Origin of the sequence: Bacillus sp. TH50 (assembly GCF_016650565.1) — a bacterium.
Taxonomy (GTDB): domain Bacteria; phylum Bacillota; class Bacilli; order Bacillales; family Bacillaceae_G; genus Bacillus_A; species Bacillus_A mycoides.
The window spans coordinates 334,994-351,262 of record NZ_JAEKFM010000003.1; the positions used below are offsets into that span (position 1 = coordinate 334,994).

Here is a 16,269-nt window from a genome sequence, read left to right on the forward strand (position 1 = left end):
CTCAACTTTTTAAACGTTAATACATGTGCCAAATATATATCATTCAAACAAATTTTCTCAACATATAACTTATAGACTTACTACAATACAGTTGTTACCATATATAATAATCTGTTAGATAAACCCCTTATGTTGACCTGCTTAAATTAGCAGGTCTTTTTTTATCCTTACATATTGCAATGTATCGTAGCCTGGCTGAAAAGTCTTTTCTCCATTTTAGAACCCTATTTCGCTCTCCACAAATGATTATAATTCCAAAAAGCAAAATATAAATCTGCTACATTCATACAAGTAATTCATTTTTTCTCAATGCACAAAGTGAATTTCATTTGTTACTATGAAAGTACTCCAGATGAGTTTTTGCTCATCAACATTATCTAGTTAAAGGGATCTGCCGCGGGAAGCAGATCCCTTTAACTTTATTAAAAAGTACCCTTCTCATTTGGACACATTTACCAGGTTTTTTCGAAAGAATTTTATGTTAATATTACGTAGTCGAGTCCGACATCTCGGCAATACCCTTTTGAGGTCCTGTAATTTCCCTTGCAGGACCTCTATTATTTTAAAATTCTTTTGATTCATATATATCATAATCATGTTTTTTATTCCCCTTCAACCTTCAACTTTCTTCTTTTCCAACTCTCAAAAAACTCTTGGACACGTAACTTAAAAATAACGTTTATCATATTGTGAGGTATACATGTTCAAAGGAGTGTAACTATTTATGTATACTTATTGGCAATCGTATTACTCCCCTTATCATATCACTAATGGAAACGTCGATTCATTTGTACGAAATTACCGAGTTAGTAAAAACGAAAACTTTTTAAAAGGATATATGCGTTCTTTATGGGAACAACACGTCGCTTGGACTCGATTAGCTATAATAGGCATCGTCTTTAACTTGCCCGACGTAAACGTTACCGTTGGACGTCTTCTACAAAATGCAACACACATGGGGCTATCACTTGAACCATTCTACGGTGAAGATGCAGTAAAAAAATATAGTGCATTAATTAAAGACCACTTAACAATCGCTGCTGATCTTGTTAAAGCCGCAAAAGCTGGTGATCAAAACGCATCGGCCGCTATAGAAAAGAAGTGGTACGCTAATGGAGATGAAATTGTTGAGTTTCTAACCAGTATCAACCCATATATAGAAAAAGAAGCATTTAGAAAAATGTTTTATGAGCATTTAGCGTTAACGAAAGCGGAAGCACTCGCCTTCCTAAATAAGGATTATGATGCCAGTGTAAAACTATACGATAAAATTGAAAAAGAAGCATTAGAAATGGCCGACATGATAACAGACGCAATCGTAAAACAATTTCCGCAAGTATTTCAATAAAAATAAGCCGATTTGAAAAAACAAATCGGTTTATTTAGTTTTCTATCAATGATATTTCACTACTCCTCTTTACATTTAACGTATATCGATATATTTTATTAATATCCGTTTTTTATAGGAGGAAATAGTTTGATTAACGCAATTGGTCTCGTATTTATCCTCACAAATAAGCACGAGAAAAAGAAGAAAGTTTATCTGAATGAAAAATTCGCATTAATAGACATTATTGATTCTAAAGAAGTATTTGATGATGAAGGTAACTCATTAGTAGAACTAACATGTAAATACAGCATATACTTAGATGAAAAATACTATTGTAAATCTCTCGATGATTATACTGGACAAGTATTCCCCTTCTTAAGCACAAAAATAGGAAAAGGACTTCTTAGAAACTTAAATTATTACTTTTCTTACGTTGATGCCTATGATAAAAAACCACCTGTTAAAGAAATAAGACCTCTTATGAAACAAGTAACTAACAGATAGCGGACAGTATTCAAAAAGAAAGCACCTAACTTCAGATGCTTTCTTTTTTTGAATCAGTAACTCTCTAACTTTCATCTCCTTCTAAATATATATACCCACGCATACTTTAAAATAAAAACATTGGAGGATTAGGCTGAATGAAATATTCAGAAACAATCGTAAGTAAACGGCTTCGAAAACTTAAAACTGCTGGTATGTTTTTTATACTATTTTTAATCGCCTGGCTTGGATATACAAAATTCCTTTATGGAAATGGTTTTCTTCTAGAAAAAAAAAATTCAGTTGAAGTAATGAATACTAGCGTTACTGGAGAAATAGAAAAGAATTTCCATGTAAACTTACAAGGCTTTCGCAAAACGAACCTTGATACACTTATAGATGCTAGTAAAACTGATCCTAGCGAACTATCCTTAATTGAACTTATCAATACATCTTGTTCTAAAGATTGCACAGGTGAACCTTCAACCTACGTTAATTCCAACCACGGGTATATCTTTTATACAGAATCTAATAGTACGAATGTAGCTCTAAAAATTAAAAAGCAAGATTCATGGGAAATTGAAAAGAAATCTGTTCAAAATGGAATTTAAAAGGTTCATACAAAAAAAGAGTACTTTACTTTAAAGTACTCTTTTTAAAATATTACCACTTACGACATTTATTATCATCGTCGTCACGTTTACGATTGCGACGGCAATCATCACAATCACAGTCACGTTTACGTCTACAACCACAATCATCACAATCTCTGCGTCTACATCTTCCAAACATTAAATCATCCCAAAATCTATTACAATCTCTGCGTCTACAACCACAATTATTACACATGAATATGACTCCCCCTAATACATATTTGAATTCATCATATTCTATGTTTAAAAGCGTAAAAAGGCTTGTTTAATAGTCTATTTTAAATGTATTAATATGATATAATTTGAATCAAGTACTAATTCATGCCTATATTTCCTGCTGTGCTTCCACGGCCCCCTTCAACCTCTGCAACATATACCCAATTCCTTGACACCCTTCTAACGGATATGTAATGACTTCTTCTGGATATAATTTTGTCACTACTTTCTTATGCTTCTTCCCTGCAAGTAAAACTATTTCATCAAACTGAAGTAAGCCTTTATCAATCATCTGTTGTTTTAATTGTTCTATACTAATAATTTCATTACTCTTTGAATCAAATGCAAGATCATAGTTTTCCTGTACAATATCATTTGATTTTAAAAATCCATGCTTTGCTGATAATATAACCCAGTTCTCGAAAAACTCAGTTGCATACGCCTGACATGCTTTTCCGAATGGACTAATATATACATCTTTTGCCTCTGCCTCTCCGTAATCTGAGTACTTATCCCAAATTTTCTTCTTTCCGCATGGAATTATGCATAACCTTTTCATCGTTATTTCTTACCTCGCTTCTATATTTCTTATGGAATATCAATTTTCCAGTACATTTTTTTACAGAATACTATATACTTATCTCGAAAGATAAAATTACATTATCTCCTATATTTGGTTTAATTTATTTCAGAACAGTCTATTAAGCATATTTATTACATAAACACACCGTACTAAAGTCACTTTCATACAGCATGCAAACACGTCATCCTTTAGTGAATTTGTAAAAATTTCGTAAAATCAAGTACACTTAATCTCCCAATCGCTATTTAATAGTACAATATATAAATGTAGTATGAAAAGGAGGTGAACAACTATGAAAAATATACTCCCAGCATTATTAGCTTATATTATTGTTTGTATCATCGCGATTATCATTCCAGCATCTGACGGCTATAATACTATAGGTTGGAAATTCTTTGTTGGGCAAGCGTACGCAATACCTATTTTCATTATCGCTGCTATTATCACATTTTATATAAATAAGAAACGATCTTATGAATAAATGATAAAAAGGACAAGTAGCCAATATGACTACTTGTCCTTTCTTTTATCCATACTCAATAATATTAAGCTTGGAATGTTTCTGTTAGTACAGGAACGATTTGTTTTTTACGAGATACAACACCTTTTAAAGTGGCTGTGTTGTTTTGTAATGTTACGTTGTAAGCTTTCTCAACAACGTTTGTTGCTTTACCAATCGCAAGACCAACAGAATCGTTAGTTAAGATATCAGTTACAACGAATAAGAATAGGTCCAAACCTTTTTCTTCTACTACTGTAGTGATAACTTTTTCAAGTTCTGCTTGGTGTACAAGAACGTCGTTTGTATCAACAGCGTTTACTTGTGCGATTTCAACTTTCGCGTTACCCATTTGGAATTCTTTAGCGTCAAGAGAGATTAATTGCTCCATTGTTTTTCCGCTTAAGTCAGCACCAGCTTTTAACATTTCTAAGCCGTAGCTATCTGCATCTACACCAGCGATTTCCGCTAATTCACGAGCTGCTGCTATGTCTTGTTCTGTGCAAGTTGGAGATTTGAATAGTAAAGAATCTGAAATGATTGCAGATAACATTAAACCAGCAACTTCTTTACGAATTGTAACGCCATTTTCTTTGTACATTTTATTTAAGATTGTAGCTGTACATCCAACTGGCTCACAACGGTAGTATATAGGATCGCTTGTTTCAAAGTTAGCAATACGGTGATGGTCAATAACTTCTAACACACGAACAGATTCGATATCGTTAGCACTTTGTTGACGCTCGTTATGGTCAACTAAAATAACGTTGTCCACTTCGTTTGCTACTGTCTCAACAAAACGCGGTCCTTCTACTTTAAAAGAGTCTAACGCAAATTGAGTTTCACCGCTGATTTCGCCTAAACGTACAGGCTCAGCATTCATTCCTAATTCTTTTTTCAATTCTGCATAAGCAATCGCAGAACAAATTGCATCTGTATCTGGGTTTTTATGCCCGAAAACTAGTACTTTTTCCATGTTTTCCACCTCTTCATGAAAAGGATATCTTAAAGAAGCAAATATGACAATATTTTAGACACATTTTTTTATAAATAATTGTACTTTCTTCTATATTTTTCATAAAAAAGATCATCTAAAATGAATTAGATGATCAAAATGTATATTTAATTTAAAATAGTGTAGGAACTTGCACTACATTGTTAAACGCAAAATTGGAATTTAAACCATTATTCACAAGGTTCACATCAATAACTTGATAAAACGCATTTCCAGTGTCCGCAATCTCCCAAACAGCTAAAATAAGATGGTAGCCACTACGGTCAGTTGGTACATTTGCTTCATGCGTTACTGTTGTCCCCGGTCTAACTCCGCCATCATTTTTTACATAGAACGGCACTAAATCTAAACCAGACCTTGTTAAAGGCATATTTGGATTCCAATCCTTCTTTGTAATGTAGTATTTCCATTCTTTCGTACTATGAGGAGCGGTTAGTTTCCACTTAAATGTATTCGTCCCGCCGTTTAACGTAACTTTCTTCCACCTATCCACTGATTGAGCGTCTAAAGCAGGAAAATGACCAGCACCTGCAATTTGTCCATCAGAAGGTCCTAATTGCGGAAAGCCGCCTATTCCTTCTACACTTTGTGGTTCATATTGAACTGGACCGCAATTTACATTTACCCCTTGCTTACATAAAAAAGATCGGCTCGCTGGTGATTCTACATACCCATGAGCTGAAGCCTTTTCTGAAAATCCAAATGTTAATAATCCCGTAAGTAATATCCCACCACTTAACATAATCTTTTTCATCTTTTGTAAACTTGTCTTTTTCATTCTTTCATCCCCTTCCCAAAAATGAAACGAAAATAACTATAGTTGCCTAGTCATCTTCTCTACAACCATTATAAGTGGAAGGGCATTACTAAAAGAACCCTCTAAAAACTTTCTCAAATTCTTTTAGCTACAAAAATATCAATTCTTCACGCATTTTAATTACCAGTTATCAAATCTATTATTTATTTTGTCGTTTTACTGTTAAATACTTATAACACCGTCTGAAAATACAAACGGCGTTAAAGTAGTTAATAATTACTTACAATTATATATCACAGTGTAGCTTCGAAAAAAGTTTGATTACATTAACTCTATAAACCTAGATAAAATAATACAAAGAAAAATTGTGTTTTGAAAAAGATTGATCTAAACACACTTTAAATATACTCAATTAAACCATTCGTTTATAAATAAATTACGAAATTGGCAAAGGTAGTCTAGTTATCAAATAGCCCTCTTCCTCTCAGATTTGCGGAAACAGGCTCCTTTCCTATTTCACGTGCCCATATAGATAACTGGCCGATATGGTGGATTTCATGGACAATGACATGACGTATTATCTCTCCGTGTGTACATTCAATGACTCGGCGCCTGATTGGGGCGTCTCTAGAGCTAATCGGTTCTTCATTGAAATCAGTTTCTGAAAGTTTCCGAGAATCCATTTCATTTGTCCAAGATGTCACAAATGGCTTCACTTTCTCGTGATATTGAGCTGAGAGATTTTTTACTTTTTGCAAGCTGGCATACTCTTCAAACAATGGCTCCTCAGGAACTGGCTCACCTCGCAAACCTAAGATCCACATATATTCCACATCTACAATATGAAATAAAGTATGTAGGATACTGCCGAACCCGCCGACCCGTTTCTTTAATAGTTCTTCATCCGGCATGTCTTCGCACAATGTAAACCACCCATCACGAACTTGCCAGTTATATTGAAACAGTTTCAACATCACAGCAACCTCCATCTTTTAGATTAACATTTAATATTCACCAAAAGACTTCAAAATCAAAATCTAAAAAACTGTTAAAATTCTCTACAGACTAGCCCTTTAAATTAAACATTCCAGATGAAGTTAAAGGGTCAAAAGAAAAAAACTATTATACAGGATTTTATCAAACTTTATTTCGAATTATTAATCTTTTTGTAAATCAACACACGGACATAATAACAAATATGTCGTTTGAAATTATCTCCCTTTTCAAATAAAAAACTAAATCATTTTATAATAAATTACTGTTGCATCTAACTCACCATTCGGAGAAATTGCATACCCTGGTATTTTACCGGATTCTTGATAGTCTAACGACTTGTACAATCTATTCGAGGGATCTCCTTCTCTAGTATCTAACACTAAAAGAGACCTGTTTTCTTGCTTTGCTCGTTCCTCTGCTTTTTGCATAAGTGAACGTCCAATGCCGTTACGTCTAAAGTTTGGATGAGTCATTAACTTGCAAATTTCTGCTCTATGTATCCCATTAGGCTTTGTAACTAAATGTAATTGAATACACCCTGCCACTTCATTGTTTATTTTAGCAACATACAATATCACTTCTGGTGCTAATACAGTTTGCCAATAATTTGTTGCTTCTTTTTGTTCCAGTGGAGGTAAAAAACCAATTGACGCCCCATCATTTACTACAGTTTTCAACAGTTCAGAAAGCTCTTCAATGTCTTCATCAAGTCGTTTAATTTCTTCTATTACTACACTTCGCATTCCTTTTCCCCCTTTTGTTTCATTGTAACAACTTTTAAAGAAGGAATAATGAAATTCTAAGATGAAATTATTAAATATATGATTTTTTAAAGAAAGGATACCTATATGAAATATATATTAGATAGGACATATGCAAGAGAATTACTCCAGTGGGCATATGAACAAAACCCAGGTCCGTGGTTCGATCATTCATGTAATGTTGCCCTTGCAACTGAAAAGATAGTTGTTGAACTTATTAATAATGGGTACGACCTAGATGCTGATATAGCATACAACACTGCCCTCCTGCATGACATAGGAAGATATAAAGGTTTTACTAAATCTGTTATTCATTCCTATGATGGTTATATGTATATGAATGATTTAGGGTATACAGGAAACGCCATTATATGTGTGACGCATTCATTTCCTTGCAAAAATGGGCATTTAGATATCGCGGCAGAGTGGAGCATTGTTCCTGATTATATGGAAAGCCGATTAATTGAAATATTGAATAAAAACAGTGACTACGACTTATACAATAAGGTGATTACCCTTTGTGACGCACTTGCTGATGCGGAAGGCTTTACTACTCTTGAAAAAAGATTGATTTCAGTTGGTTTACGTCATGGCACAACCTCTCATACTTCTTTACATTGGAAGGGATTCTATGCAATTAAGAAAGAATTAGAATCTTTAATTGGTAAGAGCATATACACACTTCTCCCTAATATAGAGAAATCGATTTATAAAAATATAGAATATTAAAATAAACACAACTTAAAAACGATAGAATTTGTATGTATGATTCTAAAAAACTCTTTCAAAATCGGAGGGAATAATTATTAGTAAAATGGGATTTGACTTGATAGAACATAAAGGTAACTTTGATTTTGGATATGAAGATATTGCGGGTATATCTCGGAAATGTAAATTTTCTAATTGTTCGCATACAAATGAACCACACTGTGCAGTAAAAAAAGCTATCTCTGACGGCATACTTTCTGAAGAAATATTTAATAGTTTTTATAGAGATTTAAACGAGGCACACTATGTTTCTAAACAGAGTAATAAAACAAAAGCTATCGACTATATGAAACAATTGAAACTCTTTCAAAAAAATTAGACTAAACTAGAAAGCCCCCCTTAAAAGAATATTTTAAGGAGGGCTTTTTCTTGTTTAATGACTTTGATGTTTCAATTCCACCAGACATTCTTGTACTAAGGTTACTGCCTGACTCATTGCAGCTCCCCCAGCAAACGCGGCTGAAACACCACAAGCTTCTAAAATTTCTTTATCAGAACATCCTTGGTCAATACAGCCCTTCGTATGATAAATCGTACAATATTCGTCTTGTGTTGCTAAACTAATCCCTAATGCAATGAGCTGCTTTTCTCTTTTAGTTAATGTACCCTCCTGAAAACATGCTTGTGTAAAAGCGTTATATGTTTCTGCAATTTCAGGGATTTGTTGCGTAAAATTCCCTATACCTTCTTTATAATCAAGTAATACATCATTTATAGAGCCATATTGTTGATTTTCCATCGTATATCCTCCATTCATTTTATTCACACTTACTTTAGTATGAGATAAAATGAAGGACATATACAAATATTTACTTTAAAAATAGAATGAATTTTCAGTTTATTTTACTTTTAAATTTGCACATTTACAGTTTCAGCCCATTATCTACTGACACTTTTTCTTTAGAATTTTTCCTTTCAACCTCTTTACTTCTTTCTTCCCAAAATGTTAAACCTTCAATTCCCACATTTTTAGGATCAAACACTGGATCTTTCCCTTCTTTTTTCTGCGTTTCATAGTCTTTTAACACTTTTAATGCCGTTTTACTTAATAATAAAATCGCGATTAAGTTTAACCATGCCATACTACCGATTCCTAAATCTCCTAGGTTCCATAATAGCGAAGCTGATTCTACACTACCGATGTAAACCATAATTAAAAACCCAATTTTCAAACCTGGTTTTAACCAGCTATATTTGAGGTCACGATCTAAATAAGTAAGCGTCGTTTCAGCGATATAGTAGTACGCGAGTAAAGTTGTAAATGCAAAAAAGAAGATTGCGATTGAAATAAATATTGGACCAAATCCTGTCATAACAGTTTCAACTGCTTGTTGTGTATAGATTGGACCTGCATCTACATTCCCTATATTCTTTACAATAGCGCTTTTCCCTTCAGGTATTACATTATACATACCTGTTATTAATATCATAAGAGCTGTCGCTGTACATACTACAATTGTATCAATATATACAGAAAACGCTTGAACTAACCCTTGTTTTGCAGGATGTGATACTTCAGCAGCAGCAGAGCTATATGTCGCTTCCCCAACACCAGCGACGTTTGAAAATACAGCACGCTTTACTCCCCATGCAATAGCTGCGCCGACGATGCCGCCAAACATTTCATTTACACCAAAAGCACTTGAGAAAATTAAAGCAAACATACTTGGAATTTCCGTTACATTCGCAATTAATACGATACATGTAACAATTACATACCCAATTGCCATAAATGGAACTAGCATTTGAGAAACGCCCGCAATTCTCTTTACGCCACCAAAAATGATAGCTGCTAATAATATGACTAACAATATACCAGTTATATATTTGCTAATACCATTAGAATTTTCAAATCCAACTGCGATACTACTCGATTGAATACCTGGTAATAAAACGCCATATGATAGTGTTACAACGACCGCTACAATGACCGCAAACCATTTCATTTTCAAGCCTTTCTCAATGAAATATGGCGTACCACCACGGTATTCATTGCCTACTTTACTTTTATATACTTGTGCTAATGTTGATTCAACAAATGCACTAGCTGCTCCTAATAATGCCATCACCCACATCCAAAATACAGCTCCAGGTCCGCCGAAAGCGATAGCTGTCGCTACTCCTGCGATATTACCAATTCCAACCCTACCTGATAACGCCAAACAAAATGCTTGAAAGGATGATATCCCAGTCTCCGAGCTCTTCCCTTCAAATAATAGTTTAATCATCTCCTTAAAATAGCGAATTTGTAAAAAACGAGTTGCAATTGTGAAATACACTCCTGCTCCTAATGCGAAAACAACTAAGCCAATACTCCAAACTTGCCCTACTAACCATTCTACTAACTGCTCCACCCAAATCCCCCTTATAATTCTTTTGAAAAAGCAATTTTATATATAAGAAAACGGACAACTATTATTAAACCTTCCAGTTGTCCGCATCTCTCATTATTTCATCCCTCTATTTATTAACAGTTAGACTCTCTATTACTTTATATTTACCCAAACACTTTTCACTTCTGTATAGTTATCAAGGGCGTATGAACCTAATTCACGTCCGATACCAGATTGTTTATATCCACCAAATGGTGCAGCAGCATTTTCTAAGTTATAATCATTAATCCACACTGTTCCTGCCTTTAATTTATTGGCCACTTGATGCCCTGTTTTAATATTTTGTGTCCATACGCCCGCAGCAAGTCCGTAAGACGAGCGATTTGCTCTTTCAATTACTTCTTCTGTCGAATCGAACGGGAGTACAACGACAACTGGTCCGAAAATTTCTTCCTTAACAATTGTCATATCGTCTGTAACATTTGTGAATACTGTTGGCTGTACAAAATAACCTTTTTCAAATGCACGTTCACCGCCAGCTGCAACAGTAGCACCTTCAGATTTTCCTTGTTCAATGTAATTTAGCACACGCTCTTGTTGTTTTTTAGATACGAGCGGTCCCATTTCAGTTTCCGCCTCCATACCTGCCCCTAGCTTCACGTTATTTGCCATTTTCACAAGTTCATTTACTACTATTTCATAATGTTTCCGATGAACGAAAACTCGAGATCCTGCGCTACAATTTTGACCATGATTATACATAATGCCTTGGAACGCACCGTTAATCGCTTCTTCTAAGTCAGCGTCTTCTAAAATGATGTTTGGTGACTTACCACCAAGTTCTAACGTTACATGTTTAATTGTTTCTGCAGATTGACGCATAATATATTTCCCTGTAACTGTTGAACCTGTGAAAGCTACTTTATCAATATCATGATGGTTTACAATTGCCGATCCTGCTTCAGGACCGAAACCTGGTACAAAGTTTACGACACCGTTTGGAAAACCAGCTTCTTTAAAAAGCTTCGCTGTATATAGTAAAGATAAAGGTGTTTGCTCTGCTGGTTTTAATACAATCGTACAACCTGTCGCAAGAGCGGCTCCCATTTTCCAAGAAGACATAACGAGCGGAAAATTCCACGGGATAATTTGACCTACAACGCCAACCGGTTCATGGCGTGTGTAATTTAAATAATCTTTTGAAATTGGAATGGTTTGACCAATAATTTTTGTAGCCCATCCCGCGTAATAGCGGTAATTTTCTACAGTCGCTGAAATATCATCATCAAGTGCTACTTGATATGGTTTTCCATTATCTAAAGCTTCTAGCTGTGCTAATTCTTCTCTATGCTCTTCAATTAAGTCTGCTAATTTATAAATAAGGTGTGCTCTTTCAGCAGTAGTCATCTCTGCCCACGGGCCTGATTCAAAAGCAAATCTTGCCGCTTTTACTGCGACATCAATATCTTCTTCTTGCGCTTCACATACGACTGCTAGAACATCTTCTGTTGCTGGATTGTATGTTTCAAACGTCTTTCCACTTATTGAAGAAACAAATTCACCATTAATAAACATTTTAATTTCTTCATTTAAAAACGCTTTCACTTTTGGTTTCAGCTCAATGTTTGTCGTTAACATATATACTCTCCTCCTTATTTAAACAGCTGCATGAGCTGCAATTTCTAGTAAAATAGTTTGAAGCTTTTGATCTTCTTCTTCAGTTAATCCTAATCTCGGATAACGTGAAGGTCCTCCGACTTGCCCATGTAATTCCATTGAACGTTTAACGATTTGCACATACTTTCCTGATCCTTCAAGAAACTCACAAAGAGGTAAAATAGCATCGTTCATTTCCCACGCTTTTTCTAATTCACCATTTTGAAAATGCTCATACATTTTCGTAACGAGTCCTGGAACGATATTTCCTGCTACTGAAACCCATCCCGAGGCACCAACTAAATAAGATTCCATAACTAAATCTTCAGATCCGCAGAAGACTTGGAAAGCACCTTCGCCTTGTCTTACTAAATCTCTCGCTTTTCGAATATCTCCGCTAGATTCTTTAATATGTGTAACATTTTCACATTCTTTTCCAATACGGAGCATTAGCTCTGTACTCATATCAACACCAGAAGTAAATGGATTATTGTATAGCATAATTGGTATATTTACAGCGTTTGAGATTTCTTTAAAATGAAAATAAATTTCCTCTTCTTTCGGTTTACAGTAATACGAGTTTATAATTAAGGCACAATCTGCTCCGTGCGCTTCTGCATGTTTCGTATATTCAATCGTTTCTTTCGTCGTCTCCGCAGCAGTTCCAACAATAACTGGAATACGGCCATCAACTTCTTTTAATACTGTTTCTACCATGTTAAATCGTTCTTCTTTTGATAAACTAACAAATTCCCCCGTACTTCCATTAATAATAATTCCAGCTACCTTTTGCTCAATAAAGTAGTTTACGTTTTGTTTTACGCCTTGCCAATCAATCTCTTGAAATTCATCCATTGGTGTTATTAATACTGGAAATGCCCCTTTAATTTTTTGCATCTTTATCTCTCCCTTTAACATATTATTTTAATAAGAAACCTGTTGGAAACGGATCAGTAGGATCTAATATAAATGTTTGCATACCTGTAATAAACCCTCTACTTTCAAATCGAAAAATGTATCCGAGTTCTTCTTTCTTCACTTTTTCTACTGTTATAAAGCTATTAAAAATACTTTCATTTCTAAAAGGTTTATCCGCTATATAATCATTTTTAAATAATGTATGAACATAAGACACAATAGTAGAAACAAAACCTGGTGAACGTACTATAAAGTTATCTTCATGAAATGTAATCGACTTTATATGGTTCTTTTCTTTTTGCATAGAATCTACTAAAATAAGTCTTTTTATTAATAACTGTTTTTGTATAGTTTGAAGTGTAGCTTCACCCCATTTTTTTAATTTAGAGATGTTTTCAATACTGATTTCTGGCGAATACGTATCTTTTTCTACAACTGCATATACTTTATCTGCCTGTATGAGAGAGTAACTTATATTACCAATCTTTAAATTTTTCTCAATCATATAACATAGTTTGCTTTCAATCGAAACAGATACAACTTCATCATTCTCTACATATGCATCGACTGAAAATATTCCAGATAGCGTTTCGATTTTGTATTGATTAGACTCTCTCTTTTTTAAATACCCGCTTTCTAGTAACATCGTTATTACTGCGACAATGCCTCCGTAATGAAGAGGAATGGATCCTTCATGATTAAAAAACAATACAGCTGCATCCACTTCATTATGAATAGAAGGAACGACAATACATCCATTTAAACCGATAAAACCACGTGGTTCATTTAATAAAAGCTTCATTTCTTCTGCTAATTCACCTGAAAATTGTTCGTTTAACTGCTCCAAACTGTAGTAGTATTTGCATGGTACGTCTTTCATTACACGAAATGCCTCACCATTTACGTGTACGTCTACTGCTGTATACATTTTTTGAACGTTCATTTTACATCCTCCGTTTCATGTTCCATCGGCGGAATTAGCAAAAAGCCTTCTTTAAGTGGATCCTTTTCATTGTAAAAAAATCTATGCATACCCATAAGCCAAGCTGATCCTGTAATTTTCGTTATTACAGCTTCAATATTTTCCACATATGTCGTATTTATGACACACCCTTTAAATAATGAGCCAACGATACTCTCATGAATAAACTCTTCATCGATTTTAATTTTTTTATGAGCGTATAATACAGCTAACTTCGCTGATGTTCCTGTGCCACATGGAGATCGATCAATTCCTCCTGGCGGAACAACAACTGTATTTTTCACATGCGCACTTTCATGAGTAGGATCTGTATAAAATTCAACATGTGTTAATCCTCTTATAAACGAATACTCTGGATGAATGATTTCAAACTTCTCATTAATTGTATTTCTAATATGAATCGCCTTATCAATGATTGTAGATGCGTTTTCTGGTACTAACTCTAAACCTACTGACTTCGCATCGATAATGGCATAAAAATTCCCTCCATACGCAATATCCGCCTCTACAGTTCCAATTTCTTCGACGTGTACAGAAATATTTTTCAGTAAAAAAGCTGGTATGTTACAGAAGGAGACTTCTTTCGCTTTCCCATCTTGAACAGAAATATCTACTTCAACTAAGCCAGCTGGTGTATCTAGCTTTAAAGAAGTAACCGGTTCAATTACTGGAATTAAACCTGATTCAACTAAAGCTGTACATACACCGATTGTATCGTGGCCACACATCGGCAAATATCCACCTGTCTCTATGTATATAACACCTATATCAGCTTCAGGATGACACGGATCTGTTAATAGTGCTCCTGACATTACATCATGACCACGTGGCTCATTCATTAACAATTTGCGAATCCAGTCATACTCCTTTTTCATATGTAACATCTTCTCTGCCATTGTCTCTCCAATTAACTTAGGAAGTCCGCTAATTAATGTCCTCGTTGGATTCCCTCCTGTATGTGTATCAATCGTCGTAAAGACTCTTTGTAACCTCATCCGTTTAACACCCTTTCTGTAAAACGACTCAAACGAAGTGGTTCAATAGGAATGATTGTTTCTTTTTCATTTAATAACTCCTCAATCACTTTCCCGGTAACTGCCGCAAGACTAATTCCATCGCCTTCATGTCCTGCTGCAATAAAATAATTCGGAATATGTTCCACTCGTGAAATTATCGGTAAATGATCTTCTGTCCACGGGCGTAATCCAGCATATGAACGAATCACCATCATATCTGCCATTTTCGGATAAAAACGAATTGCTCTATTCGCAATACATTTAATAACCTCGTTATTTATCTTCGTATGAAAACCTACAAACTCTCTACTACTACCAATTAAAAAATTTTGGCTTTCTGTCGGTTCAAATACAAGTGCCACCCCATACTTTTCAGTTAAAGCATCCACTTTTCTTTTTCCACCAAATTTAGAAATTAAATAACCAAATTCCATTACTTTACGGCAGCCAACGTGTTGTTGCCTTGAAGCTACAATAATATGTCCCTTTCTCGGTTCAATTGGGATATTCACATCTAACATCTGTCCGATTTTAGGAGCCCACACACCGGCTGCGTTCACAACTTGCTTCGCAGTAAACGTTCCATTTGTTGTTTCTACAATAAAGGAACCGTCTATATCTCTTTTCACTTCTTTAACTTCTGTATGATTAAAAGATTTTGTACCAAATTTCTTCGATTCTGCAAGAAGTGAAAAAGCAAGAAGATATGGATTTACAGTTGAATCCGTTGCACATTCTAAACCGCCTAATAAATCATCTGCAAAAAATGGTGATTCTTCTTTTATATCTTGCCTATCAAGCATTCGAAATGGTAAACCAACCTCTTTTTGACGATTTACCCATTGCTGCGCTGCCTCCATCTCTTCGTCTGATTCACAAACGAGAATGCTTCCTGGCGCTCTATATTCAAATGAGTGCTCCAATTCTTCACTTAATTCAGTTACTAAATTTTGACTTACTAACGACATTTGACTATCAAACCCTGGGTCTTTATCAATCGCCAAAATGTTCCCGTCACACCGTGAAGACGTTCCACTGACAAACTCCCCTTTTTCAATGATTGTTACGTCTCTTCCGTATTTTGATGTGTAATAAGCGATAGAACATCCTATAATACCACCGCCTATTATTAAAACGTCACAGTGTCTCACATAGCACCCCTCCTTTCTCCTAAATCTCTCACTTTCTATTTATGCAATTGGTGTGCCAACTCTACATACAGAACTATTTATATGAAATAATTTTTATTTGTAAAAATATTTTAAATTTATCGTAAATAGGTGTATTATTTTTTTATCAATGT

Annotated in this window: 19 protein-coding genes; 6 read left to right on the forward strand and 13 right to left on the reverse strand. The window is 34.7% G+C overall.

Annotated features, from left to right (window positions below; all coding sequences use genetic code 11):
• The first annotated feature begins 724 nt into the window (after positions 1-724).
• The 3 genes from JFU23_RS01745 (at position 725) to JFU23_RS01755 (ending at position 2,424) form a co-directional block, all read left to right on the forward strand.
• Complete coding sequence (locus tag JFU23_RS01745; protein ID WP_201031192.1) at positions 725-1,348, forward strand: acetylglutamate kinase; 624 nt, start codon at positions 725-727, stop codon at positions 1,346-1,348.
• A gap of 129 nt (positions 1,349-1,477) precedes the next feature.
• The gene (locus tag JFU23_RS01750; RefSeq protein WP_002012999.1) at positions 1,478-1,834 is read left to right on the forward strand and encodes a hypothetical protein; all 357 of its coding nucleotides are present in this window, start codon (positions 1,478-1,480) and stop codon (positions 1,832-1,834) included.
• Positions 1,835-1,971: 137 nt separating this feature from the next.
• Positions 1,972-2,424, forward strand: a complete 453-nt coding sequence (locus tag JFU23_RS01755) for a hypothetical protein (RefSeq protein WP_201031193.1) — start codon at positions 1,972-1,974, stop codon at positions 2,422-2,424.
• Positions 2,425-2,476: 52 nt separating this feature from the next.
• Here the strand turns inward: JFU23_RS01755 and JFU23_RS01760 are convergent, their stop codons facing one another.
• Positions 2,477-2,662, reverse strand: a complete 186-nt coding sequence (locus JFU23_RS01760) for a hypothetical protein (RefSeq protein WP_137056870.1) — start codon at positions 2,660-2,662, stop codon at positions 2,477-2,479.
• A 129-nt stretch (positions 2,663-2,791) separates the two neighbouring features.
• On the reverse strand, positions 2,792-3,241 hold the full coding sequence (locus tag JFU23_RS01765) for a DUF6884 domain-containing protein (protein ID WP_085311555.1): 450 nt from the start codon (positions 3,239-3,241) through the stop codon (positions 2,792-2,794).
• A gap of 316 nt (positions 3,242-3,557) precedes the next feature.
• Here JFU23_RS01765 and JFU23_RS01770 point away from each other — a divergent pair, with 316 nt between their 5' ends.
• Complete coding sequence (locus JFU23_RS01770; protein ID WP_085311557.1) at positions 3,558-3,746, forward strand: DUF4017 family protein; 189 nt, start codon at positions 3,558-3,560, stop codon at positions 3,744-3,746.
• A gap of 64 nt (positions 3,747-3,810) precedes the next feature.
• On the opposite strand, the gene ppaC is transcribed toward JFU23_RS01770, so the two are convergent.
• From ppaC to JFU23_RS01790, 4 genes are all read right to left on the reverse strand, one after another.
• On the reverse strand, positions 3,811-4,740 hold the full coding sequence (gene ppaC / locus JFU23_RS01775) for a manganese-dependent inorganic pyrophosphatase (RefSeq protein WP_201031194.1): 930 nt from the start codon (positions 4,738-4,740) through the stop codon (positions 3,811-3,813).
• Between the two features lie 151 nt (positions 4,741-4,891).
• Positions 4,892-5,557 (reverse strand): lytic polysaccharide monooxygenase, encoded by a 666-nt coding sequence (locus tag JFU23_RS01780; protein WP_201031195.1) that lies wholly within the window; start codon positions 5,555-5,557, stop codon positions 4,892-4,894.
• A gap of 437 nt (positions 5,558-5,994) precedes the next feature.
• A complete protein-coding gene (locus tag JFU23_RS01785; RefSeq protein ID WP_201031196.1) occupies positions 5,995-6,510 on the reverse strand; it encodes a DinB family protein in 516 nt (171 codons plus the stop codon).
• A 261-nt stretch (positions 6,511-6,771) separates the two neighbouring features.
• The gene (locus JFU23_RS01790; protein ID WP_201031197.1) at positions 6,772-7,275 is read right to left on the reverse strand and encodes a GNAT family N-acetyltransferase; all 504 of its coding nucleotides are present in this window, start codon (positions 7,273-7,275) and stop codon (positions 6,772-6,774) included.
• A 105-nt stretch (positions 7,276-7,380) separates the two neighbouring features.
• Between JFU23_RS01790 and JFU23_RS01795 the strand changes: the two genes are divergently transcribed.
• Together JFU23_RS01795 and JFU23_RS01800 are read left to right on the forward strand one after the other, a co-directional pair.
• The gene (locus JFU23_RS01795; RefSeq protein ID WP_201031198.1) at positions 7,381-8,022 is read left to right on the forward strand and encodes an HD domain-containing protein; all 642 of its coding nucleotides are present in this window, start codon (positions 7,381-7,383) and stop codon (positions 8,020-8,022) included.
• An 85-nt stretch (positions 8,023-8,107) separates the two neighbouring features.
• The gene (locus tag JFU23_RS01800) at positions 8,108-8,380 is read left to right on the forward strand and encodes a P-loop NTPase family protein (RefSeq protein ID WP_002012986.1); all 273 of its coding nucleotides are present in this window, start codon (positions 8,108-8,110) and stop codon (positions 8,378-8,380) included.
• Between the two features lie 54 nt (positions 8,381-8,434).
• Here JFU23_RS01800 and JFU23_RS01805 read toward each other — a convergent pair whose 3' ends face one another.
• The 7 genes from JFU23_RS01805 to JFU23_RS01835 all read right to left on the reverse strand — a co-directional run bounded on the left by JFU23_RS01805 (position 8,435) and on the right by JFU23_RS01835 (position 16,117).
• Positions 8,435-8,800, reverse strand: a complete 366-nt coding sequence (locus JFU23_RS01805; protein WP_002085063.1) for a carboxymuconolactone decarboxylase family protein — start codon at positions 8,798-8,800, stop codon at positions 8,435-8,437.
• A gap of 124 nt (positions 8,801-8,924) precedes the next feature.
• Positions 8,925-10,415, reverse strand: a complete 1,491-nt coding sequence (locus JFU23_RS01810; protein ID WP_201031199.1) for an alanine/glycine:cation symporter family protein — start codon at positions 10,413-10,415, stop codon at positions 8,925-8,927.
• Positions 10,416-10,547: 132 nt separating this feature from the next.
• Positions 10,548-12,032, reverse strand: coding sequence for an aldehyde dehydrogenase family protein (locus JFU23_RS01815; protein WP_201031200.1), 1,485 nt, complete (start codon positions 12,030-12,032; stop codon positions 10,548-10,550).
• A gap of 18 nt (positions 12,033-12,050) precedes the next feature.
• Positions 12,051-12,947, reverse strand: a complete 897-nt coding sequence (dapA, locus tag JFU23_RS01820) for a 4-hydroxy-tetrahydrodipicolinate synthase (protein WP_201031201.1) — start codon at positions 12,945-12,947, stop codon at positions 12,051-12,053.
• 22 nt (positions 12,948-12,969) lie between these two features.
• Positions 12,970-13,911 (reverse strand): proline racemase family protein, encoded by a 942-nt coding sequence (locus tag JFU23_RS01825; protein WP_137059032.1) that lies wholly within the window; start codon positions 13,909-13,911, stop codon positions 12,970-12,972.
• Positions 13,908-14,945: a proline racemase family protein gene (locus JFU23_RS01830; RefSeq protein WP_012261087.1), complete on the reverse strand. Its 1,038-nt coding sequence runs from the start codon at positions 14,943-14,945 to the stop codon at positions 13,908-13,910. Before JFU23_RS01830 ends, JFU23_RS01825 begins: the two co-directional genes overlap by 4 nt.
• Positions 14,942-16,117 (reverse strand): NAD(P)/FAD-dependent oxidoreductase, encoded by a 1,176-nt coding sequence (locus JFU23_RS01835; protein ID WP_201031202.1) that lies wholly within the window; start codon positions 16,115-16,117, stop codon positions 14,942-14,944. Before JFU23_RS01835 ends, JFU23_RS01830 begins: the two co-directional genes overlap by 4 nt.
• Positions 16,118-16,269: the final 152 nt, after the last annotated feature.